The organism is Azospirillum himalayense (assembly GCF_042657465.1).
Classification (GTDB): domain Bacteria; phylum Pseudomonadota; class Alphaproteobacteria; order Azospirillales; family Azospirillaceae; genus Azospirillum; species Azospirillum himalayense.
The window spans coordinates 125,612-148,625 of record NZ_JBHSLC010000007.1 but is presented as its reverse complement, the minus strand read 5'-3'; the positions used below and the strand labels follow the sequence as shown (position 1 = coordinate 148,625).

Sequence of the window (23,014 nt, the reverse complement as noted above, 5' to 3'; positions counted from 1 at the left end):
CATCGTCTTATGGTTCAAACATTGTCGGCTTCGGTCGAGGCGGCTTTCCCGACCGCTCCTGTCCGGCCCACTCCCGTCTGGCCCCATATCCATCCCGCGATCTCGGGCATGTCGTCGCCATACCGTCGGATGTGTTCCTTGTGCGCGATGAGCTTGTCGCGCATGGCCTGCTTGACGTAGGCGGCGCTCGCGCCGAGCGCCGGAACCCGGTCGATCACGTCGCCCACGAGGTGGAACCGGTCGAGATCGTTCAGCACGCACATGTCGAAGGGCGTGCTGGTGGTGCCTTCCTCCTTGTAGCCGCGCACATGCAGGTTCCCGTGGCCGGCCCGCCGGTACGTCAGCCGGTGAATGAGCCAGGGATAGCCGTGGAAGGCGAAGATGATCGGCTTGTCGGTGGTGAACAGCGCGTCGAAGTCGCGGTCCGGAAGCCCATGCGGATGCTCCCCCGGGGGCTGCAAGGTCATGAGATCGACGACGTTGATGACGCGGACCTTCAGGTCCGGGGCGTAATGGCGCAGGAGATCGACCGCCGCCAGGGTCTCCAGCGTCGGCACGTCGCCGCAGCAGGCCATCACCACATCGGGTTCGCCGCCGCGGTCGTTGCTGGCCCATTCCCAGATCCCCAGGCCGGCCGTGCAATGCCTGATGGCGTCATCCATCGTCAGCCACTGCGGGGCCGGCTGCTTCCCGGCGACGACGACGTTGACGCAGTTCCGGCTGCGCAGGCAATGGTCCGTGACCGACAGCAGGCAATTGGCATCGGGTGGCAGATAGACCCGGACGACGTCGGCCTTCTTGTTCACCACATGATCGATGAAGCCGGGGTCCTGGTGGCTGAAGCCGTTGTGGTCCTGGCGCCAGACATGGCTGGACAGCAGGTAGTTCAGCGAGGCGACGGGGCGCCGCCAGGGAATGGTCCGGCAGACCTTCAGCCACTTGGCGTGCTGGTTGAACATCGAATCGACGATGTGGATGAAAGCTTCGTAGCAGGAGAAGAATCCATGCCGGCCCGTCAGCAGATAGCCTTCGAGCCACCCCTGGCATTGGTGTTCGCTGAGCATCTCCATGACCCGGCCGTCCGGGGCGAGATGGTCGTCCCACGGGACGGTGTCGGCAACCCATGTCCGGTCCGTGACCTGGAGCACGTCCTGCCAGCGGTTGGAGTTGTTCTCATCGGGACTGAAGAGCCGGAAGTTCCGCGCGTCGAGGTTCAGCTTCATCACATCGCGGAGAAACTGCCCCATCACGCGGGTGGCTTCTGCGACGGCCACGCCGGGAGCCTGCACCGGGACGGCGTAGTCGCGGAAATCCGGAAGACGCAGATCGCGCAGGAGCGTGCCGCCGTTGGCGTGCGGGTTGGCGCTCATACGGCGAACGCCGCGGGGGGCCAGGTCGGCGAGGTCGGGACGGAGACGGCCTCCCTCGTCGAAAAGCTCCTCGGGACGGTAGCTTTTCATCCACTCTTCGAGAACACGCACATGGTCCGGGTTCTCATGCATTTCCCCCATCGGGACCTGATGCGAACGCCAGAAATCCTCGGCCCGCTTGCCGTCGATCTCCTTCGGGCATGTCCATCCCTTCGGTGTGCGGAGCACGATCAGGGGCCAGCGGGGACGCTGCGTGACCCCGTTGCGGCGCGCGTCGTCCTTGATCCGCCGAATGTCGGCGATGGCCGTGTCCAGGGTGGAGGCCATGCGTTCGTGCATGTCGTCCGGTTCGCGGCCTTCCACGAAATAGGGGGTGTATCCATACCCGCGGAAAAGCTGCTCCAGCTCCTCGTGGCTGATCCGGGAGAGAATGGTGGGGTTGGCGATCTTGTAGCCGTTGAGATGCAGGATCGGGAGAACGGCGCCATCGTTGAGCGGGTTGAGGAACTTGTTGGAATGCCAGCTCGTCGCCAGGGGGCCGGTTTCCGCCTCCCCGTCGCCGACGATGCAGGCGACGATCAGGTCGGGGTTGTCGAAGGCGGCTCCGTACGCGTGGGACACGGCGTATCCGAGTTCGCCGCCTTCATGAATCGAACCGGGCGTCTCCGGCGCCACGTGGCTGGGAATCCCGCCGGGAAACGAGAATTGGGTGAAGAGGCGCTTGATGCCCTCCTGGTCCGGCGAAATGTTCGGGTAGACTTCGCTGTATGTTCCCTCAAGATAGGCATTTGCGACCATGGCCGGTCCGCCATGGCCAGGACCGGCAATACAGATCATGTTCAGATCCAATTGCCTGATCGTCCGGTTCAGATGGACATAGATGAAATTCAAGCCGGGCGTGGTTCCCCAATGCCCCAGCAACCTCGGCTTTATGTGTTCGAGGGTAAGGGGAACTTTGAGCAGTGGATTGTCATAAAGATAAATTTGCCCGACGGACAAATAGTTGGCTGCCCGCCAGTATGCGTCGATGAGTGCCTTTTCCTTGACTGACAGCGCTTCGGCCATGCCCGCCTCCCGCAGCCCTGGTGATGTGACGCGGTCCTCTGCGATGCCACGCCCGACCTCTCGGCGTTGGATCGGGTCGGTGTGCGGCATCCATCATTCCACCAAGCGTGGCAGCGGTCAGAGTGCCAGTGCCCGCCCATTCCGTCTCGGTCTCATCGGTGTATGACCTGGGTCCGGCATCCGCTTCGCCGGATGCGAAAAAGCGCTTCAGTTCGGCAACGCCCCTTCAGCCGATGGAAACGATGAACTCGAAGGGCGATCCCCAGCCGCCGGCAACGACGCGGTTCTCACCGTGGTTCAGAAGGGCGGTGTCCCTCATGAAATCATGCCCGATCGGCTGCCCGTTGACGACCGTCCCAAGCGTGCTGCCAAGATCGGACACGAGCAGCCGGCCCTGGCTGCGGCTGATCATGAAGTGATCGCGCGACAGGCGAAACGGCGGCTGGTCGTCGATGGACAGATCGGGTGACCGTGGGGGCGATGCCTCGCCGTTGATCGGGAGCCGACCGACCACGAAGGGCAGTTGCCCAACCTGGATTGAGCTTGGACCGATCCGGCTGCGCAGGGAGTCCGACCCGGCGGTCAATAGAATGCGTTCGTTGTCGTTGGGAAGTGCCTCCGACGACGGCGCGCCGTTCTCCGCCGGTTCCGCCTCGCGCGTCGAGAGCAGCAGGTCGCCGGCAATCTTGTCCTCGATCGTCCGCAGGCGGATGCTGAGACGCTGAATCAACCCGCGCGCCAGGGATGCGTCCCGGCTCACCCGGTCCAGGAAGTCCTGCGGGGTGAGGACTTCCGCGGCGCCATCGCTGACGGCCCGGGCGGTGGCACTCCGGCTGCGGCCTTCAATGATGCCCATCTCGCCCAGCCACTCGCCGCCCCGCACATGCCCGATCAGGATGGCGTCATCTCCATTCTCGCGCAGGACTTCGATTTCACCGTGCCTGACCCAAAAAACGCAGTCGCTCGGGTCTCCCCGCCGGAACAGCAATTCGCCTGCCTTGAATTGGATGGATTTGGCCATGTCCGGATGTTCTCCGCTGTTCGGCCGTGCGCCATGATGGCACGGCAGACGGGGATTCTGTATGATGAAAGCAGAAGTGAAACCCACCGGAAAAATGGACGCACACGACAGAGTTCCAGCTCTCCTTTCTTTTGGTGCATCGTTTCATCGGACGACCATACGGTACATGACTGTACGGCCATCATTATTCCCATCGCGCGTTCGATTGAACACGCAGTTCATGTCATCCATCGGATCAACCCAAGCATAAACCCGCACTCTGCCGTTTCCAATGAACGATCGGGTGTTGTCAGGTTGGTGGTAAACGGTGCGGCATGACAGGTCGCCGGGCATGCCCACCAACCCGTACCGCGGTTTTCGTTTTCCCGCCGCGCTCCTCGCGCAGACACACAGGATGCTCAAGACGTACGGTTTCAAGACTACCCAGATCATCGCACCAGATCACCGCCCCAAATTCTGCAGTCCTTTGGAGCTGCGTTCTGCCGTCGGCGGATCCATCAGAATTTGGTGGTCGATGAAAAATAAAATCGCGCTTCTTTAAGCGGTAGCCAGGCGGTCAGCTTATTTCGCAACTGCAAATTCGCAAGTGCGGAATAAAACATATTGCGAAATCAAGATTTTCTTTTGACACGATAAAAGTCATCGGTCGGGATACGGTATCACATCCCTGTTCACGGCGTGACAGAAGTCTTTTTTGCCCCGTCAAGGCCTTAGAAGACAATGCAATTGCCGCAATGGCGACGTGGAAACCGTATCGAACTTATGTAACGGGCCGTCGAACAGTCAAGTTTGGGACTTCCATTCCCGGTCTCCATTCCTTGAAGGCCATTCAATGGACCATTCAATGGACGTGACCGGTCGGCGCTGGAGCGGAGGACGCCTCGCCTCATTGCCCGCCTCATTGCCCGCCTCATTGAAGGAAATTCTTGACGACAGGGAGATGAGGGCAGGGAGACGAAGACAGCGGAGAGACGGCGATGACGACGGTTGACGTGAACGATCTCGTGTCGGTGAAAGACGCTGGCGTGGCGCAGACGCAGAAGTCAGACAAGCTGACCTTGCTGCCACTCGTTGCGCTCGTTGTCGGCTCGATGATCGGCGGCGGGGTTTTCAATCTTCCGTCAGACATGTCCAAGGGCGCGTCGCCCGGTGCCATCCTGATCGGCTGGATGATCACCGGCATCGGCATGATGATGCTCGCCTTCGTGTACCCGAACCTGGCCGTACGCAAGCCGAGCCTGAACGCAGGCCCCTACGCCAAGGCCGGCTTCGGACCGTTCGTCGGCTTCAACAGCGCCTGGGGCTATTGGCTGAGCCCCTTTCTTGGAAACGTGGCCTACGCGGTGGCCATCTTCTCGGCCCTGTCCCACTTCTTCCCCATCGTCGGCGCGTCGCTGTGCCTGTGGCTGATCCACGCGCTCGTGCTCAGCGGCATCAAACAGGCGGCCTTCGTGAACGTCGTCACCTCGATCGTCAAGCTGGTGCCGCTGTTCCTGTTCGTCCTGGTGGCCATCGTCGGCTTCCATTGGGATCGCTTCACGGTGGATTTCTGGGGAACCGGCGCCGGGTCCGGCACGGGCGGCCTCGGTTCGGTCATGGAGCAGGTGAAGAGCACCATGCTGGTGACTCTGTGGGTGTTCATCGGCATCGAAGGCGCCAGCGTCTGTTCCGCCCGCGCGGCCCGCCGCTCCGACGTCGGGCGGGCGACCGTGATCGGTTTCGTCGGCGCGTTGGGAATCTACGTTCTGGTTTCGCTGCTGGCGACGGGCGTCTTGCGGCAACCCGAACTCGCCGACCTCAAGGTGCCGTCCATGGCGGGCGTGTTCGAGTCCCTCGTCGGCCCGTGGGGCGCCGCCCTGATCAACATCGGTTTGGTGATCTCGGTCGGCGGCGCCTTCCTTTCCTGGACGCTGCTGTGCGCGGAGATCCCCTACACCTGCGGCCGCGACGGGACCTTCCCAAAGAACCGGAAAGCGCCGGAATGCCCGGCAACGGCGTCGCCGCCATGCAGGACATCGTCAACGTTCCTATGGAAGCCACGGCAAGGGAGGAAACCATGGCAAAAACGATGAAAGCGGCGGTGGTCCGCCAATTCAAAATGCCGCTGTCGATCGAAGAGGTTCCGGTACCGGAGGTCGGTCCGGGCCAGATCCTGGTCAAGATCGAAGCCTCGGGTGTCTGCCACACCGACCTGCACGCGGCCGACGGCGACTGGCCGGTGAAGCCGAACCCGCCCTTCATTCCAGGCCATGAGGGCGTCGGCACCGTTGCCGCGGTGGGCGCCGGCGTGACCGCGGTGAAGGAGGGCGACCGGGTCGGCGTTCCCTGGCTGCACACGGCCTGCGGGCACTGCCGGCAGTGTCTCGCCGGGTGGGAAACCTTGTGCGACCTGCAGCAGAACACCGGCTATTCCGTCAACGGCGGCTTCGCGGAGTACACGCTCGCGGATCCCAACTATGTGGGCCACCTGCCGGACAGGCTTGGCTGGGAAATGGCCGCCCCGCTCCTGTGCGCCGGCGTAACCGTCTACAAGGGGCTGAAGGAAACCGACACCAAGCCCGGCGACACGGTTGTGATCTCCGGAATCGGCGGACTCGGCCACATCGCCGTGCAATACGCGAAGGCCATGGGGCTCGACGTGATCGCCGTCGACATCTCCGACGAAAAGCTGGCGCTCGCCCGTGCCATGGGCGCGGACGCCGCGATCAACGCGAAGACGACCGATCCGGTCGCCGAGGTCAAGGCTTTGTGCGGTGGCGCCCAGGGCGTGCTCGTCACCGCCGTGTCCCGGCATGCCTTCAACCAGGCGCTCGGCATGCTCGCCAAGCGCGGCACCATGGTTCTCGTCGGCCTGCCGCCCGGATCGTTCGAACTGGACATCTTCAGCACGGTTCTGATGCGGAAGACGATCCGCGGATCGATTGTCGGCACCCGGTTGGACCTCGCCGAATGCCTCCAGTTCGCCGGCGACGGCAAGGTTAAGGTTCACTATTCGGTCGAGCACTTGGACAACATCAACGACGTGTTCAGCCGGATGCGCAACAACGAGATCGACGGGCGGGTGGTCATGCGGATGTAAAAAGACACCAAATGATAGCCAATCCATATGACCAGCAGAACGCTCGTGACTTCGACCAAGACTTACGTTGTTCCAACCTGCAAACAAGGGAACGAACGGCATGTGGTCGCGACGCGGGTTTCTGGCGGGGGCACTGGGGATCGTCGTCCTGGCCGGCTGTGCCGGATCGGGAAGCGTTGCTTATGTGAGCGACCCTTGGGGCTACCCGTTCTATGATGACGATTGGGTCTACTACTACGATGAGGGTGACGTGGACTTCCTCGCCGGGCTGACCGACGAGCAGAAGGCCGCGCTCAAGCAGAAGTGGGACACGCTCTCACCCGAGGAGAAGGAGCAGATTCGTGACCGGTGGAACGCTTTCAGCGCCGACGAGCGCGCGCGCGTGCAACAAGCATGGAGCGGCTTGGATGCGGAGAAGCGGCAACAGGTGGTTTCCAGCATGCAGACCCGCGTCCGCGATGGGACGCTCCGTTCCGTGACGCCTGCCGCGGCCGGGCCATCGCGCTTCCCGGCGGGGTCCGGCGGTGGCCCGGATCGAAGTGGCGCCGGAACCCGGACCGGCTCGTTTGATCGCGGCAGCTTTGGTGGAGGCAGGCTGGGTGGCGGTCGGATGGGTGGTCGGCGTTAGCGGAAAGGATCAAACGGGCTTCGGCGTTCGCAGATCAGGAAGAATTGCGAACGTCCGGGCGCCTCGCGTTCCAAAAAACATTCGGTTCTCTCGGGACAATGAACATGATGCACAGCCGCAGGAAGACAATGGAAAATTCCCAGTATAAATACCTCGTCATCCTGATAGCAAAAACGGCTGTTGTCATTGGGGCAATAGCCATCGCAGGGTATCTGATTTTTGGCTATAATAGTGATGTTCACCCGCTCGAAAACAAACCGATGGTCGTGCCGCTTCTGCGATAGAGACGGGTTTTCATTGGAATTGATTTTTTGCTTTTTGTCACCGCGCTCTTGAGGCCACTTGACCAGATTCCCTCTGCGCGGAAAACGGGGATGGTCAAACTTCATTTGGTCTTTGCAGCGCGGGAAAGCCGGAGCGGATGCTCACCCGGAGCGGTTCGCCTTCCGCACACCCCTCAAATGGGGCGCCACGAGCTTTTCGTAGGCAAACTTGACCTGCCGGTACTCCTCTTCGCACAGTTCGGCCCGTTCGGCCGGCAGATAGCCCTTCTCCACGAAGTCGCCGAAGCTCTTCCGGTCGGAACCATAGCTGATACACATCAAGTTGTAGAAACGTTGGGCAGGCAAGCTGTGCTCGTTCGCGAAGTCCTTCAATTCCGTCGGCGCTTCCTTCGCCTCGCTCGCGTACATCACGGCAACGCTGGCGATCACCCGGCGGGCCTCGTCCTTGCCCAATTGCAACAACGTGTAGGCGGCGATCTGGTCGGCGGCATCCTCCTCACGGCCCAGGATCGGCACTTTCTTCAGATCAAAAATGGCGTGGGCGAGTTCGTGAAGCACGACCTCCAGAAAGGGTCCGACGATGTAGTTCGCAGGCGTCAGCCCCTCGCTGACACCGGCCGGTGGGATGTTCTGTCCGAGTTCCTGGATGTAGGCGAGATACTCGTAGCAGATGCTCAGTGTGGCGTCGGAGGTTTCGTAGGAGGCATTGATCTCACCGTCGCACCCTTCGGTCCGGATGGTCAGCACGCGCGGCAGGTCGATTCCCTCCACACGGTCGCGGATGCGTTCCAGCACGCGCTTTTCCTGCAACGTCCGGTAAATCGCCGCGTGCGAAGGGTTCTTCGGCATGGCGTAGACGATCCGGACATCGCCTGGACGGGCGTCCGCCGGGCAAGCGATGGCAACGGTCGCCAGTGCGATCAGAAGAACGCCGCAAAACCTGTAAGCGAAACGGGTGCAACGTGAATGAGCACGCATCGGCCGCGCTCCTCTGCCGGCCAAGGGGACGCTAATCGGACCCACAAACATTATCCAACATGATCTCCGAACCGCTGTACAGATATCCTGACGGAGGAAATGTAGACCCATGAGGGGCAATTACCGTTGCATGGAGTTTTCTGTGCCTGTATGGCCAGGACTTGCGTGTTCTGGTCGCGCTTCGAGAGATGCGCTCCATCAACGGCGCGGTCGTGTCCCGTGGCGTGGTGTAGGAGCTGTGGGGCACGACCAAGCGTTCTGGAGCGCGGATACAGCGAACTAGCGGATGCACCACTTGGCGTTGTTTGGCTGACACCGATCGCGCTGTCCTCAACCCGGCCCGGGCCCGCTCGTCACACCAGGGTCGCAAGCGCTTCCTTGGTGAAATCGCGCAACGTCTCCATGCGTCCTTCGCGAACCTTCCGGACCCATTGTGGGTCGGAGAGCAGGGCCCGGCCGACGGCGACGAGGTCGAAGTCACCGCGCTCGAAGCGGCGCAGCAATTCATCCAGAGGGCTGGGCTGCGAACTCTCGCCCTGGAAGGCAGCGATGAACTCGCCCGACAGACCGACGGAACCAACGGTGATCGTGGCCTTGCCGGTCAGCTTCTTGGCCCAGCCGGCGAAGTTCAGGTCCGAGCCCTCGAATTCCGGCTGCCAGAAACGCCGCTGCGAACAGTGGAAGATGTCGACGCCCGCGTCGGCCAGCGGAGCCAGCCACGCTTCCATCTCCTCCGGCGTCTTGGCGAGGCGCACCGCGAAATCCTGCTGCTTCCACTGCGAAAGGCGGAGGAGCACGGCGAAGTTCTCGCCGACCGCCGCACGCACCGCCTTGACCACCTCGACCGCGAAGCGGCTGCGTTCCGGCAGGGTGGAGCCGCCGAAGGCGTCGGTCCGCTTGTTCACTCCGGCCCAGAAGAACTGGTCGATCAGGTAGCCGTGGGCACCGTGGATCTCAACCGCATCGAAGCCCAGCCGCTTCGCATCCGCCGCGGCGCGGCCGAAGGCGGCGATGGTGTCCGCGATGTCCTGCTCGCTCATGCCGTTGCCGCCGGGCTTGCCCGGCACGACGAGGCCCGAGGGGCCTTCGAATGGCTGCGCCGGCGTCCAGCCGGACAGGTGCGGGGCCATCACGCCCATGTGCCAGATCTGCGGCGCCATCGCGCCCCCCGCCGCGTGCACACCGTCGATGACCCTCTTCCAACCGGCCAGCGCTTCCTCTCCATGGAAGCGCGGAACGTTGGGATCGTTCGAGGAGGTGGGCCGGTCGATGACGGTGCCCTCGGAAAGGATCAGGCCGACCTCGTTCTCCGCCCGGCGGCGATAGTAGGCGGCCACATCGTCCGTCGGCACGCCGCCCGGCGAAAAGGACCGGGTCATCGGGGCCATGACGATCCGGTTCTTCAGATTCAGCGACTTCAGGGCAAACGGGCGGAAGAGGATGTCCACGCTCATGGTGACGATCGCCTCTGCAATGATTTGTGAAAGAGGACGTGGAAGCCAGGGCACGGTCTTTCTCTGCGCCGATTGTCTTAGCCAACAGAGCGCCGTGACGCTTGTTGCCCAAGCGATGTCGTGCAGGATCGGCAATCGGCCATTTCGCCGCGTTGTGCAGCCACGATGCCGCTTGCCATGGATAACCCTTCCCTGGTTACTGCCCGCTCCGTCGGACCGGCCCATGCGACGTGAACACCCGTCCGCCCGCGGACAGGGCGTTTGGCAGTGGCAAGCGGCGCACGCAACAGCCGCAGCCGGCGGGATGCGCAGCCGAAACCCGGTGCGGATGGGTCGCCCCCGGCTCGGCGTCATCGTGGGCAATGCGGCCACCCGGGGTGCTGCTGGCAATGGCGGGTGCGCTGAGACAGGTTCGCGGTGCCGCGGCACCGCATTCCGGGCAGGCGCATGGGTCCCGGAACTGGGCCATGGGCCGCATCGCCGTGAACGGCCCGCACGCTTCGCACTCGTAGTCGTAGATCGGCATGACGTCCTCAGGCTCGAGCCCGTCCGGCGAGATGGCGGAGAGGCCGGGCGAGCGACGGCCCGCCCGGCCCGGCTGGTCACGCGGCGGGCTTGAGGACCACCTTGGTCCAGCCATCGTCGCGTGCGTCGAAGTGCTGGTAGGCGTTTGGCGCCTCACGCAGCGGCAGCTCATGCGAGATGATGAAGGACGGTTTCGCGCGGCCGGTCGAAATGAGGTCGCGCAGCTGCCGATTGTATGCCTTCACGTTGCACTGGCCTGTGCCGATCGTCTGACCCTTGAACCACAAGAGGCCGTAGTCGAAAACGATCTCGCCCTGCTTGTAGAGAGGGTCCTGGGGGGCCGGGTCCTGGGGCGTGTAGACGCCGACGACGCCGATGCCGCCGGTGAATTTCACCGACTTGACCAGATTGTTCATGGTCATGTTGGGGTGCTCGTGGCCCTCCGGATCGTGCGCCTGATAGCCGACGCACTCGCAGCCGCGGTCGGCGCCGATGCCGTTCGTCAACTCAAGGACCTGATCCACCGGGGAGCCCTTGGAATCGTCGATGGGCAGGGCCCCGATCGAGCCTGCAAGGCGCAGGCGGTCGGGATGACGATCGACGACCATGACCATGCAGGCGCCCTTGATCATCGCCGCGTGGGCGGCCATGAGGCCGACCGGCCCGGCCCCATAGATGACGACCGACTCGCCGGGACGCAGTCCGGCGAGCTCGGTGACATGCCAGCCGGTCGGGAAGATGTCGGCCAGCATCACATAGTCGTTCTGCCGCTCCTCCGCGTCCGGCGGCAGTTTCAGACAATTGTAGTCGCCGTAGGGAACGCGCAGAAGGTCGGCTTGGCCGCCCCGGTACGGTCCCATGTCGGCGAAGCCGTACGCGGCGCCGGCCATGTTCGGCATGACGCTTCGATCCGCCGTGGTCAGGCAGAACGCGCTCAAGCCGCGCTCGCAGTTCTTGCAGAATCCGCAGCCGATGTTGAAGGGGATGGCGACCCAGTCCCCGACCTTCACCCGATCGACGGCGTCGCCCACTTCGGCCACCTGCCCGAGGTTCTCGTGCCCGAAAACGCCGCCCCGCGGGAAGTCGGTCCGGCCCTCATACATGTGCAGGTCGGAGCCGCAGATGTTGGTGCTCGTGATCCGCACCAACACGTCGGTCGGTCTCTCGATCCGCGCGTCGGGCACGTCCTGCACCGCAACATCGCGCGGTCCGTTATAGACAACTGCTCTCATCTCGTTCTCCCGACCTGAAGCCGCATACGCGATAGGAAGGGTGTCGTGCGGTCTGCCGTCGGACCACCCGGTCGTTACCTGAGGGGATTTCCGTAGGGCGGCTCGATTCCCGCTCGCCGCTGCAGGGGACCCCGATCTCTCGCGCCATCCGATCTTGGCAACCGGGTGGAGGAGTTGATGCGCATGGCCGATCTGGCGATGTACCGCGCCATCATCGGCCTTGCCCGCAGCCTGTCGATGACCCTGGTGGCCGAGGGGGTGCAGACACCGGAGCAGCGCGCCTGGACGGCCGCCAACGGCTGCACCCTGATCCAGGGCTATCTGCTGGGCCGTCCGGAGGCACCGCAGGCCGCCGCGGACACCCTCGACCGGCTGGCCGCCGAGCACGCGCGGCGCCGGAAGGAGCGCGGCGACTTCGTGATCTGAGGAATCGACGCGGGGCGCGCGCCCGGCCGTGCCCTCCATCTTTTACCGGATCATCTTTACCGGATCACGGGGCTGAGCGGGCCAGGGCGGCGCGCCCGGCGCCGGTCAGGATCATGTCGTTCTGGGGGGCATGGACGCGGGCGCACAGCACGTCGCGGTGATGACGTTCCAGGGGGTTGTCGCGGGACAGGCCGGGATTGCCGGTGATCTCCAGCGCCTTGGCGACCGCGTCGATCGCGTTGTTGGTCACCGTGTGTTTGATCAGGAAGCTGTCGCTGGCCGGCGGGACGGTCCCGACGTCCGCCGAGGCCGACAGGGAGCGCAGAAGCACCGTGTTGGTCAGCAGCAGCGCCTCGATGGCACCCAGCGCCTCCTGAAGGCGGGGCACGGTCGCCAGCGGGGCGCCGCCCAGCGCCGTCGGCTTGCGGGCGTGCAGGAAGCTGGTCAGCCAGTCCCGCGCCGAGCGGGCGATGCCGTCGTAGACGCCGCTGAACAGGGTGGACAGCCAGGCGGAGCCAACCGGGTCGGGCACCGTCCAGCCGGCGGCGGGGCGCCGTTCGCCGACATGGTCGTCGGGAACGAAGGTGTCGTGGAAGATCACCTCGTGGCTGCCGCTGGCCCGCATGCCGATGTGGTTCCAGCTTTCGCGCACTTCGATGCCCTGTTCGGCGAGGCCGTCGCCGCGCGGCACCACCCAGGTGCCGACCAGCGGCTCCTCGTCGTCCGTGCGCGCCCAGACGCCGAGCCAGGAGAGCACCGGCAGCCCGGTGGAGTAGAGCTTGGTCCCGGAAATCCGCCAGCCCCCCGGCACCCGGCGCGCCACGGTGGCCGGCAGGCCGCCGCGGTGGGGGGTGCCCAGTTCCGGCTCGACCCGCAGCAGGTTGATGATGGCGCCCTCGGTTGCGGCGCTGCGGAGGATGCGGTCGCGCAGAGGCTCCGGCCAGCCGGCGCGGCGCTGGATCTGGTTGAGAATGGCGTATTGCAGCACCAGCACCAGGGCGGTGGACGGTTCCCCCCGCGCGAGCCCGCCGACCACGGCCAACGCGTCCCTCAGCCCGCCGCCCTTGCCGCCCAGCGGCGCCGGAACGACCAGCGCCGGCAGCCCCGCCTCCCGCAGCCATTCGAAATTCTCGAAGGGGAAGCTGGCGGCGGCGTCGTGCTCCGCGGCGCGAAGGGTGAAGCGGGCGGCCAGCGCCGCGATCTCGGCCTCGTCCACCGCCGGGGCGGGGGCGGCCTTGCCGAGGGGCGCGGGTTGGAAGGAAAAGTCGGCATGGAGCGTGTCGGGGGGCATGTCGGGTCGGTCCGCTGCGAGAAGGGAAACTGGACGGCGACGGCGGTCAGACGAGGTCCACCGTGATGCGTCCGGCGAAGCGCTGGCTGTCGGTCCCGCGCTTGATGACCGAGACGCTCTTCAGCTCGTCGGTGTAGAGGGCGAGCTGCTGGCGCAGCGCGTCGCCGACCGGCGTGACGTTGTGGGCGTGGCTGCGCAGCATCGCCTCCAGATCCTCCACCGGGAATTTCGGGGCGAAGGGGGCATAGGCCGCGGCGGCGGCCCGCGGGTCGGCGTAGGCGGCGTGCTGCGCCTCGATCAGCGCCGCGGTCAGCGCCTTGGCCGCCGGGCGGTTGTCGCGCAGCAGGCTGCCGCGCACCCCGACGAGGCAGCAGGTGCGGGTGGAGTACTCGCCGCAGACGTTGTTGGTGATCTCCACGAGATTGGGGTCCTGGGTGTGGCGCCAGACCAGCGGGTCGCCATCGGCCAGCGCCTGGATCTCGCCCTTCTCCACCGCCAGCCCCAGCAGGTCTGCGGGGTACTGGCGCCATTCGACGTCCTTGGCCGGATCGATGCCGAATTTGGACAGGACGATGGAGAAGAAGTTCTTCGACGGGCTGGCCATGTCGCTGACGCCGATGGTCTTGCCCGGCAGGTCGAGCACGGTGTTCACACCCGCCGCCCTGGACCCGATCAGCCGCATGCAGCCGCCATGCAGGCCCGCCGATATCTTCACGTCGAAGCCCTGCTCCAGCGGCTTCAGCCAGCGCAGCGCCATGCCGACCCCGGCGTCCGCCTTGGCGGTGGCGATGGCCTCCAGAAGCTGGTCGGTGGAGCCGGTGAAGTTGATCAGGTCGACCTCCAGCCCATGCTTCCTGAACAGGTCCAGCTTGAAGGCCAGCGGCACGGCGGAGAAGCAGACGGCCCCCGCGTTCCAGGACAGGCGGAGCGGCTCCGCCGCCAGCGCGCGGCGGCGCAGGACGAAGGGCGCGGAGAGCGCCACGGCGCCGGCGGCGATCACGCCGCGGCGGCTGAGAAGGGGAAAGGCGGGCGTTGCGGTCATGGTGCGGGAGCCTTTGCGGAGGAACGGGGGCGGGCGGTTGGCATCCCCTCTCCCGCCCCGGGAGAGGGGCTCAAGGTCAGTCGAGCAGGTCGGGCTCCGCCGCGACGATCCATTCCCAAAGCGGGTGGAAGTTGTAGGCGCCGCCCTGCTGGGTGCCGACCTGCGAGCGGGTCAGCAGGGCGGTCTCGTGGTCGATGGGCTGCGGCGTGCCGGCGGCCTCCGCCAGAAGCTGGGTGTGGGCGGCGTCCTCGGCGCTGATGAACCACCAGGCGGCGGCCTCGACGCTCGGGCCGAGGGTGAGCAGGCCGTGGTTCTTCAGGATCGCCAGCTTGCGGTCGCCCAGCGCCTCGACCAGCCGCCGGCCTTCGCCCTCGGTCAGCACGACGCCGGTGTAGGGGTCGAAGATCACCTGATCCTCGTAGAAGGCCGCGGCGTCCTGGCTCAGCGGGGCCAGCGGCCGCCCGAGCGACGACCACGCCTTGCCATAGGTCGAATGGGTGTGGGCGGCGGCCACCACGTCGGGGCGGGAGCGGTGGATGGCCGAATGGATGGTGAAGCCGGCCTGGTTGATGGCGCGGTCGCCGTGCAGGACGTTGCCGTCGATGTCCACCAGATGCAGGTCGGACACCCGGATGGTGCTGAAATGCTGGCCCAGCGGGTTGATCCAGAAGCGGTCGTGATGCTCCGGGTCGCGCGCGGTGACGTGGCCGGCCAGCCCCTTGTCGTAGCCGTAGCGCCCGAACAGGCGGAAGGTGGCGGCCAGCCGCTGCTTGCGGTGCTGCCGCTCCTCCTCGACGCTGGTGTGGGTGACCGGATCGACGGGCGGCCAGAACTTGCGGGGGCGGGGCTGGATGTGGGTCATCGGAAGGAGGCTCCTCAAGGGGTGGAGTCAATAGCCGGCCTGGACGTTCACCACGTCGCGCAGCGGCGCGCCGCGCGCGTAGGCGTCCAGATTGGCCAGGATTCGTTCGGCCAGCCGAGACTCGACGTCCGGGGCGGACCAGGACAGATGCGGCGTCAGGCGGATGGCCGGATGGCGGTAGAAGGGATGGCCGGCGGGCAGCGGCTCCGGCTCGGTCACGTCCAGGGTGGCCCCGGCGATCCGCCCCGCCTCGATGGCAGCCAGCAGCGCCTCCTGATCGACCAGCGCGCCGCGCGCGACGTTGACCAGATGCAGCCCCGGCTTGGCCCGCGCCAGCAGATCGGCGCCGACCACGCCGCGGGTGGCGGCGGTCAGCGGCAGGGCCAGCACCAGATGGTCGCTGACCGCGATGAGGTCTTCGAGCCGGTCGAAGGGCTCCACCTCCGGCCCCGTCTCCGACCCGGTCCAGCCGGACCGCCGCACGGCGCCGATGGACAGGCCGAAGGCCCGCGCCCGCTCCGCCACCGCTTGTCCGATGGCGCCGAAGCCGGCCAGCCCCAGCCGCCGGCCCGACAGGCCGCCCAGCGTCTCCCGCCGCCAGTCCTCCGGTCCGCGCAGGCGCACGGCGTCGAGCCGCTTCTCGAAGGCCAGCACGGCGGCCAGCACATATTCGGCGATGGGCACGGCGGAGACGCCGCGGGCGCAGGTGACCAGCGGCGCCCCGTCCAGCAGCCAGGACGGGTAGACGTCCATGCCGGTGGAGGCCGACTGTATCCAGCGCAGGCCACGCCCCCAGCCGGCGGGGCGTGCGGCGGGCGCCGCGTCCCAGCCGACCAGCGGGCGCGTCAGCAGCACCTCCACCCCGTCCGGGATGTCCCAGGGCGGACGGCCGTCCTCGTGCCGCAGCACCGTCGGGCGCGACGGGTGGGCGGCGATCCGCTCCCCCACCAGGGCGCCGATCTGATTGAGGACGACCGGCGACCGGCCCGCCACCACGCCCCTACTCCGCGGCGACGGCCTGGGCCTGCCGGCGCTCGGCCACCAGCTGGCGGACGCGCGGCAGCAGCTCCCGGCCATAGGCGATGGCGTCGGGCAGCGGGTCGAAGCCGCGGATCAGGAAGGTGGTGATGCCGAGGTCGTAATAGTCCAGCAGCGCGTCGGCCACCTGATCCGGCGTGCCGACCAGCGAGGTGGAGTTGCCCTTGGCCCCGGTCAGCCCGGCGATGGCGGTCCACAGCCGTTTGTCGTGGCGATGACCCTTGTCGGCGGCGGCATCGGCGATGGCGATCAGGCGGCGGGCACCCTCGTTGCTGGGCAGATCGCCGCGGCGGAAGCCGGTCTTGTCCAGCAGCGCCTTGGCCTTCTGGTGGATGGCGTCGGCCTTGGCCCAGGCGGCCTCCTCGGTGTCGGCCAGGATCGGGCGCAGCGACAGGCTGAAGGCCGGCTGTGGGCGGCCCGCCTTGGCGACGGCGGCGCGCACGCGGCCCAGCAGCTCGCGCACCTGCTCGTGGGTCTCGCCCCACAGGGCGAAGGTGTCGGCGTGGCGCCCCGCCACGTCGATGGCGGCCTGCGACGCGCCGGCGATCCACACCGGGATGCCCGAGGCGTTGTAGGGCTTCACCTGCGAGAAGGCCTGCTCGACGCGGTAGTATTTGCCCGCGTAGTCGAAGGGCGTCTCGCTGGTCCATTCGGCGCGCACGATGTCGAGGAACTCCGACGTGCGGGCGTAGCGGTCGTCCTTGTCGTCCACGCTGTTGCCGTCGCGCGCCAGCTCGCTGCGCTCGGCCCCGGTGATGACGTTGATGGCGACGCGGCCCCGGCTCAGCTGGTCGAGCGTGGCGAACTGGCGGGCCAGGATGGTCGGCGCCTGGAAGCCGGGGCGGTGGGCGATCAGCACGCCCAGCCGGTCGGTCACGCCGGTGATGTGCTGGCTGACCTGGAGGCTGTCCGGCGCGTCGGAATGGAAGGCCTGGAGCACCGCGTCGAAGCCGCCCAGCTCATGGGCCTTGGCGACCGTCTCGATGTAGTCGCGGTCGACCACCGGCCCCTGGCGCGGAATGATCTCCGACGCATTGTGGTTGCCGACGAAGCCGACGAAGCGCAGCGGGTGGGCGGAAGCGGTGGCGGAAGCGGTGGCTGAAACGGTGGCTGAAACGGTCATGGGGGCGATCCCTTCAAGTGCGTGGCGATGGGGCGGGATTGGGGGTGCGTCCGGTCAGCTGAGCGGACGCGACAGGATGTCGTTGAAGCGGCGGTCGAAGGCCGGGGCGATGTCGATCCGCCTGGGCAGCACGCCCAGTTCGTGGAAGGTGTCGGCGACGTTCTGGGCCGAGGCGACGTCGGCGTCGGTGATCGGGGCAAGGTCGCGCTGGCGCGAATTCTTCCGGAGGATTTCCAGGTCGATCTCGGCGGAGACGCCGATGGCCGCGGAATGGACCTGCGCCCAACGCTCCAGATGGGCGGCGCGCCAGGCGAAGGCGCGGCGCAGCCGCAGGAAATACTCCCCGATGGCCGCCGCCTTGCCCGGCTCGGCCAGCGCGTCGGGCGAGGCGAGATACAGGTAGTTGCCCGACAGGTAGCCGTTGGAGGTGACGAGGACCCGCGCCCCCTTCTTGATGGCGAAGGGCACGGAATAGCCATAGATCGCCCAGGCATCGAGCGCGCCCTGCTCGAAGGCGGCCTGTCCTTCCGCCGGGGTCAGGGCGATCGGCTGGATGTCGGTGAAGCGCAGCCCGACCTCGCCCAGCATCCTGGCGAGGTAGTATTGCGTGGTGGTGGTGCGGACATAGCCGACGCGTTTTCCCTTCAGATCGGCGACCGAGCGGATCGGGCTGTCCGGCGGAACCAGCACCACCTGCCAGTTCACATCGTCCTTGACGACGGCGACGATGGACAGGCGCGCCCCGGCGGCGATGCCGAAGGCGGGCGGGATCTCGCTGCTCGACCCCACGTCGATGGAGCCGGCATTGATCGCCTCCACGATCAGGTTGCCGGAGCCGAACTCGGCGAACTGCGACCGGAAGGGTGTCGGCAACTGGCCGGACGCCTCCAGCGCCAGCCCGTCCAACGCCTTGTAGTCGGCGATGCGGAGCACGGTTTCCGGCGTCGGGCCGGAGGCGGCGCGCGAGGGGGCGGGCAGGCCGCCCAGCGCCAGGGCGCCGCAGGCTCCGGCGGCACCGCGCAGCAGGCTGCGCCGCCCGATGCCGAACGGGGAACGGGAAACGAAAGCGGTGGTCGGGTCGAACGGCATGGGCTGGGCGTCCCGCGGTTTGAGAGTCAGTGGGAAGGGGCGGCGACGGCTCCCGCGGGCAGGGCGTAGCCGCCCACGGCCACGCCGGGCGGCGCCGGTCTGGAATCGGTCGCGCTGCGCTGCGGCTCCTGCCCGGCGAGACGCTCCTCGTCGATGCCGAGTTCGGAGAGCAGGCGGCTGCGCAGCGCGATGAATCCGGGGTCGCCGTGGCGGCGCGGGCGGGCGAGCGGGACCGGGATGTCGGCGGCGATCCGGCCGTCGGCCATCACCAGGGCGCGGTCGGCCAGCAGCAACGCCTCGTCCACGTCGTGGGTCACCAGCAGGATCGCCGGGGCGTGGGCGTGCCACAGCGTTTCGACCAGCCCCTGCATGCGCAGGCGGGTCAACGCGTCGAGCGCCGCGAAGGGCTCGTCGAGCAGCAGCAGGCGCGGCTCCCGCACCAGCGCGCGGGCCAGCGCCGCGCGCTGCGCCTCGCCGCCCGACAGGGTCAGCGGCCAAGCGCGGCTGCGGTGGGACAGCCCGACCTCCTCCAGGGCGGCGAGGCCGCGGGCTTCCGCGTCGGCATGGCGCAGCCCCAGCGTGACGTTGCGCAGAACCGGCATCCAGGGGACCAGCCGCGGTTCCTGGAACACCACGGCGCGCTCGTCGGGCAGCGTGACCGTGCCGGGCGGCGCCGGGTCCAGCTTTGCCAGCGTGCGCAGCAGCGTGGACTTGCCGCAGCCGGACCGGCCCAGCAGGGCGGTGAAGGACCCCGGCTGAAGATCCAGCGACAGGCCGTCCAGCACGTTGCCGTTGCCGAAGCCGCGGATCAGGCCGCGCACCGTCACGACGGCATCGGTCCCGAGAGCGGCGGTTTGCGGAAGGCTGTGGCTCATGGAGGGTCACTCCTTGATGAAGGCGGGGCGCCAAGCCAGGGCCGACCGCTCGATCGCCCGGACGATCAGATCGGCGAGCAGCCCCAGGATGGCGTAGACGATCAGGGCGACGATGATCACGTCGGTGCGCAGGAAGTCGCGGGCGGTCATCGCCAGATAGCCGATGCCGCTGGAGGCGTTGATCTGTTCCCCCACCACCAGGCTGAGCCACGCCACGCCGAGGGCGTAGCGCAGGCCGGTCAGGAAGGAGGGCAGCGCCCCCGGCAGGATGACCAGGGCGATCAGCTCCCGCCGGGTGAGGCCGAGGGTGGACACCGCTTCCACCACCTTGGCGTCCACGGTGCGGATGCCGGCGAACAGGTTCAGGTAGATCGGAAAGGCGGAGCCGAGCGCGACCAGGGCGATCTTCGGCGCCTCGCCGATGCCGAACCACAGGATGAACAGCGGCACCAGCGCCAGATGGGGCAAGGTGCGCAGCATCTGGAGCAGGGCGTCCAGCGCGTCCTCTCCCCGCTTCGACAGACCGGCGACCAGGGCACAAACCGTGCCGACCGACACGCCGATGGCCAACCCGCCGCTGACCCGGCCCAGCGACACCAGCAGATGAACCGCCAGCTCGCCGCTGGCCGTCAGTTCCCAGAAGGCCAGCAGGATCTGGGTGGGCGACGGGATGGACCGGGTGGAGATCCAGCCGAGCCCGACGCTGGTCTGCCACAGCGCCAGCAGGGCCAGAGGCACCGCGCAGCGGCGCAGGCCCGCCGCGAACGCGGCGGCGCGGGACGAACGTCCCGGCTTTTTCGCGGTGGCTGCCGTCATGATGCCTCCCGAAGCCGTCCAGGGTTGGCGCTACGGGAAAAGCCTATTCCTATTGCGGAAATAGGAAAAACAAAAAACACAAATTGGATTGTTCAGAAATTCTTAAGTAACGAATATTCAGTGTTATTTGTTCGATCGAGCGTCGGCCAGCATCGCGCCCAGGGACTCGGTCAGAATCCCGCACAGCCGGTCCACCGCGGGGCTGGCCGCGGACGGCGCGCGGTGCAGTTCCAGCGGCACCGTGCCGAGCGCCGGCAATGCCCCGTCCGGTTCGGGGATCGACAGCGTGTCCGGCAGGCCCAGCGGGGTGCGGACGGTCACCCCCAGCCCGGCTTCCACCGCCGCCCACAAACCGGACAGGCTGGGGCTGGTGAAGGTGATGCGCCAGGGCCGCCCGCCGCCGTCCAGCCGTTCGATCCCGTGCTGGCGGAACATGCAGGGCGCGTCGAGCAGGGCGAGCGGCAAGGAGGCTGTCGGATCGCCCCGGAATCCCTTCGGCGTCACCCAGACCACCGGCAGATGGGCGAGCGCCGACGCACCGGGAATGCCGGGCGTGCCGCCGATCTCACCGAAGGCCAAAGCCAGATCGAGCGCTCCGTGCGCGACCCTCTCGCGCAGTTCGCGCCCGCGGCCGACCTGCGCCTCCACATGGATGCGCGGATGGGCGCGGTGGAAGGAGCCGAGCACGGCGGGCAGCCAGCGTTCCGCCAGATCCTGCGGGAAGCCGACCCGCACGGTGCCGTCCATCGCCCGCCCGCGCGCGGCGGACAGCGCCTCGTCGTTCAGGGCGACGATGCGGCGGGCGTAGCCCAGCAGCAGATCCCCGGCGTCGGTCAGCGCCACCGTGCGGCCCGCCTTGCGGAACAGCGGCTGGCCGACCTGCTCCTCCAGCTTCTTCATCTGGAGGCTGATCGCCGACTGGGTGCGGCCCAGCCGCTCGGCGGCGCGGGCAAACCCGCCATGCTCCATGGCGATGACCAGCGCCCGCAGCACGTCCATGTCGAGGTTGGTGGGAAGCATCGCGACCCCGCTGCGCGTCAGCGGACCGTGCGGCGGGCGGCCAGCAGCGCGTCGGCCAACTCCACGAAGCCGTCGCCGCCGGGTCCGCGGGTGATCCAGGCGGGCGGCGCGGGAAGCTCGGGCAGGATGCCGGCCACCGTGCTGACGCCGACCGACAGCGGGAAATGGGCGAACATCGGCGCGTCGTTGAGCGAATCGCCGGCGTAGGCAACCGCATCGGCGGCGGCGTCGATGTCCAGGCCGTGGATCTCGCGCAGCACACGGCGGGCCATGGTCAGCTTGTCGTAGCCGCCGATCCAGCCCAGCACCCACAGCGAATTGACCGTCACGTCCGCCCCGGCCTCCCGAAAGCGCGCGGCCAGGGCCGCCCGCAATCCGGCATCCTCCGGCGCGCGGAAGGCGAGGCTGGTCAGGCGGAAGGGCTGGTCGCTCGCCGGTTCCACCCCCGGCAACGCCTCGCGAATGGCGTGCGACAGCCGGTCGAGCCGTTCCGCGACCGCCGCCCGCTCCGCCTCCCCGTGCCAGAAGCGGCGTTCGGCGTCGCCGTCCGGGGTGCGGCGCAGGAACAGGCCGCCGTTTTCGGCGATCACCCCGTCCACCGGCCACATGCGGGCCATCTGGTCGGCCCAGCCGGCGGGGGCGGCGGTCACCGGCAGCACCGGAAGCCCGGCGTCCCGCAACCGCTCGATGGCGTCGTAGGTGCGGGCGGACAGGCGGCCCCGGTGGGTCAGCGTGTCGTCCATGTCGGTCAGCACGAAGCGCACGCGGGCGAGGTCCGCCGCGGGCGCCTGCGCCAGCGGGCGCAAGACGGCAGGGGGGCTCACGCCTTCTCCGGGCGCCGCACCCCGGTGGGAACGGTCATGGCGTGCGCCCTCGTACCGCGGTTGGCTCACAGGATCGTCACGGCCTGGGACAGGTCCAGGCGCGGTGCGCGGGGACGGGCCGGCGGCCCCTCGGCATGGCCGAGCGCCACGAGGATGTTGGCGTGCAGGCGCAAGTCGGGGAAGAACTCCCGGTCCACCGCGTCGGCGTCGAACCCCGACATCGGCCCGGCGTCCAGCCCCAGCAGCCGGGCGGCCAGGATCAGGTAGCCGGCCTGGAGCGTGCCGCTGCGGAAGGCGGTTGCCTCCGTCAGGGCGGGATCGTTGGTGAACAGCGGCGTCGGGTCGAAATGCGGGCTCAGCACCGGCAGATGTTCGGTGAAGCGGCGGTCGTAGGCGACGATGGCAATGACTCCGGCGGCCAGCTTGGACAGGTTCCCGCGGCTCAGCGCCGGGCGCAGCCGTTCCTTGGCCTCCGGCGTCGTCAGGAAGACGAAACGCGCCGGACTGCCGTTGAAGGCGGTCGGCGCCAGCCGGACCAGCTCGTAAAGGCGGTGCAGCGTCTCCAGCGGGACCGGGCGGTCCGACCAGGACTGCGGCGTGCGGGCGTTCAGGAACAGGCGCTCGGCAGCCGGCACGAGGTCGTCCGGAAGACCGGCAATGGAAGATTCGGCGGAAACGAGGGTGTCCGGCATGAAGCGAGGCTCCGTCTGGGAGAAAGGGTGCGGTCGGGTCAGGGCAGGGCGGCCAGCGGCGCCGGGAGGACCGCGGCGCTTCGTAACAACGAATCGTGTCTGTATTTATAATACATATTCCCTATAGAAAAATAGTATTTATGCCCGACGTCAAGCGCGCGCTTCGTCCCGGATGAGGTTTTCGACGATTCCGCGACGCGGACGGGGCGCGGGCATCGCGGGAGGGCAGGGCAGGAGGGCAGGGCAGGAGGACAGGGCAGCAGGACAGGAATGAGCGTCT

General features: G+C 67.3%; 22 protein-coding genes. 5 read left to right on the top strand and 17 right to left on the bottom strand.

The features are described from left to right. Positions 1–14: 14 nt before the first annotated feature. Positions 15–2,525, bottom strand: a complete 2,511-nt coding sequence (locus ACFPMG_RS05655) for a phosphoketolase family protein (protein ID WP_417281698.1) — start codon at positions 2,523–2,525, stop codon at positions 15–17. Positions 2,526–2,661: 136 nt separating this feature from the next. Next, entirely contained in the window at positions 2,662–3,456 is a 795-nt protein-coding gene (locus tag ACFPMG_RS05650) for a cyclic nucleotide-binding domain-containing protein (protein ID WP_376994240.1), read from the bottom strand. Positions 3,457–4,448: 992 nt separating this feature from the next. Here ACFPMG_RS05650 and ACFPMG_RS05645 point away from each other — a divergent pair. From ACFPMG_RS05645 to ACFPMG_RS05630, 4 genes are all read left to right on the top strand, one after another. Further along, a complete protein-coding gene (locus ACFPMG_RS05645; RefSeq protein WP_376994239.1) occupies positions 4,449–5,528 on the top strand; it encodes a basic amino acid/polyamine antiporter in 1,080 nt (359 codons plus the stop codon). After that, positions 5,513–6,535 carry an alcohol dehydrogenase AdhP gene (gene adhP, locus ACFPMG_RS05640; RefSeq protein WP_376994238.1) on the top strand — a complete coding sequence of 341 codons (1,023 nt, stop codon included), beginning with the start codon at positions 5,513–5,515 and terminating at the stop codon, positions 6,533–6,535. The genes ACFPMG_RS05645 and adhP overlap by 16 nt, the downstream gene beginning before the upstream one ends. Positions 6,536–6,635: 100 nt before the next feature. Further along, positions 6,636–7,163 (top strand): hypothetical protein, encoded by a 528-nt coding sequence (locus tag ACFPMG_RS05635; RefSeq protein ID WP_376994237.1) that lies wholly within the window; start codon positions 6,636–6,638, stop codon positions 7,161–7,163. Positions 7,164–7,267: 104 nt separating this feature from the next. Further along, entirely contained in the window at positions 7,268–7,447 is a 180-nt protein-coding gene (locus tag ACFPMG_RS05630; protein WP_376994236.1) for a hypothetical protein, read from the top strand. Between the two features lie 141 nt (positions 7,448–7,588). Here the strand turns inward: ACFPMG_RS05630 and ACFPMG_RS05625 are convergent, their stop codons facing one another. From ACFPMG_RS05625 to ACFPMG_RS05610, 4 genes are all read right to left on the bottom strand, one after another. Further along, the gene (locus ACFPMG_RS05625) at positions 7,589–8,425 is read right to left on the bottom strand and encodes a DUF4344 domain-containing metallopeptidase (protein WP_376994235.1); all 837 of its coding nucleotides are present in this window, start codon (positions 8,423–8,425) and stop codon (positions 7,589–7,591) included. Between the two features lie 353 nt (positions 8,426–8,778). Beyond that, a complete protein-coding gene (locus tag ACFPMG_RS05620; protein WP_376994234.1) occupies positions 8,779–10,014 on the bottom strand; it encodes an NADH:flavin oxidoreductase in 1,236 nt (411 codons plus the stop codon). A 61-nt stretch (positions 10,015–10,075) separates the two neighbouring features. Continuing rightward, positions 10,076–10,405 (bottom strand): FmdB family zinc ribbon protein, encoded by a 330-nt coding sequence (locus tag ACFPMG_RS05615; protein ID WP_376994233.1) that lies wholly within the window; start codon positions 10,403–10,405, stop codon positions 10,076–10,078. A gap of 76 nt (positions 10,406–10,481) precedes the next feature. Next, positions 10,482–11,636 (bottom strand): glutathione-independent formaldehyde dehydrogenase, encoded by a 1,155-nt coding sequence (locus tag ACFPMG_RS05610; protein WP_376994231.1) that lies wholly within the window; start codon positions 11,634–11,636, stop codon positions 10,482–10,484. A 183-nt stretch (positions 11,637–11,819) separates the two neighbouring features. Between ACFPMG_RS05610 and ACFPMG_RS05605 the strand changes: the two genes are divergently transcribed. Further along, a complete protein-coding gene (locus ACFPMG_RS05605) occupies positions 11,820–12,062 on the top strand; it encodes an EAL domain-containing protein (RefSeq protein ID WP_376994230.1) in 243 nt (80 codons plus the stop codon). Between the two features lie 64 nt (positions 12,063–12,126). On the opposite strand, the gene ACFPMG_RS05600 is transcribed toward ACFPMG_RS05605, so the two are convergent. The 11 genes from ACFPMG_RS05600 to ACFPMG_RS05550 all read right to left on the bottom strand — a co-directional run bounded on the left by ACFPMG_RS05600 (position 12,127) and on the right by ACFPMG_RS05550 (position 22,734). Further along, a complete protein-coding gene (locus ACFPMG_RS05600) occupies positions 12,127–13,353 on the bottom strand; it encodes an acyl-CoA dehydrogenase family protein (protein ID WP_376994229.1) in 1,227 nt (408 codons plus the stop codon). A 46-nt stretch (positions 13,354–13,399) separates the two neighbouring features. Beyond that, positions 13,400–14,395 (bottom strand): ABC transporter substrate-binding protein, encoded by a 996-nt coding sequence (locus ACFPMG_RS05595; RefSeq protein WP_376994228.1) that lies wholly within the window; start codon positions 14,393–14,395, stop codon positions 13,400–13,402. A gap of 76 nt (positions 14,396–14,471) precedes the next feature. Continuing rightward, the gene (locus ACFPMG_RS05590) at positions 14,472–15,257 is read right to left on the bottom strand and encodes a class II aldolase/adducin family protein (protein WP_174449761.1); all 786 of its coding nucleotides are present in this window, start codon (positions 15,255–15,257) and stop codon (positions 14,472–14,474) included. Between the two features lie 27 nt (positions 15,258–15,284). After that, positions 15,285–16,250: a D-isomer specific 2-hydroxyacid dehydrogenase family protein gene (locus tag ACFPMG_RS05585; protein WP_376994226.1), complete on the bottom strand. Its 966-nt coding sequence runs from the start codon at positions 16,248–16,250 to the stop codon at positions 15,285–15,287. Between the two features lie 7 nt (positions 16,251–16,257). Then, positions 16,258–17,418 (bottom strand): LLM class flavin-dependent oxidoreductase, encoded by a 1,161-nt coding sequence (locus ACFPMG_RS05580; RefSeq protein WP_376994225.1) that lies wholly within the window; start codon positions 17,416–17,418, stop codon positions 16,258–16,260. 54 nt (positions 17,419–17,472) lie between these two features. Beyond that, entirely contained in the window at positions 17,473–18,507 is a 1,035-nt protein-coding gene (locus ACFPMG_RS05575; protein WP_376994224.1) for an ABC transporter substrate-binding protein, read from the bottom strand. A gap of 26 nt (positions 18,508–18,533) precedes the next feature. Further along, complete coding sequence (locus ACFPMG_RS05570) at positions 18,534–19,382, bottom strand: ABC transporter ATP-binding protein (RefSeq protein WP_376994222.1); 849 nt, start codon at positions 19,380–19,382, stop codon at positions 18,534–18,536. Positions 19,383–19,388: 6 nt separating this feature from the next. After that, positions 19,389–20,198, bottom strand: coding sequence for an ABC transporter permease subunit (locus tag ACFPMG_RS05565; RefSeq protein WP_376994221.1), 810 nt, complete (start codon positions 20,196–20,198; stop codon positions 19,389–19,391). Between the two features lie 123 nt (positions 20,199–20,321). Beyond that, positions 20,322–21,218: a LysR substrate-binding domain-containing protein gene (locus tag ACFPMG_RS05560; RefSeq protein WP_376994220.1), complete on the bottom strand. Its 897-nt coding sequence runs from the start codon at positions 21,216–21,218 to the stop codon at positions 20,322–20,324. A 17-nt stretch (positions 21,219–21,235) separates the two neighbouring features. After that, positions 21,236–22,042, bottom strand: coding sequence for an HAD family hydrolase (locus tag ACFPMG_RS05555; protein WP_376994217.1), 807 nt, complete (start codon positions 22,040–22,042; stop codon positions 21,236–21,238). A 65-nt stretch (positions 22,043–22,107) separates the two neighbouring features. Continuing rightward, a complete protein-coding gene (locus tag ACFPMG_RS05550) occupies positions 22,108–22,734 on the bottom strand; it encodes a malonic semialdehyde reductase (protein ID WP_376994215.1) in 627 nt (208 codons plus the stop codon). Between the last annotated feature and the right edge of the window lie 280 nt (positions 22,735–23,014).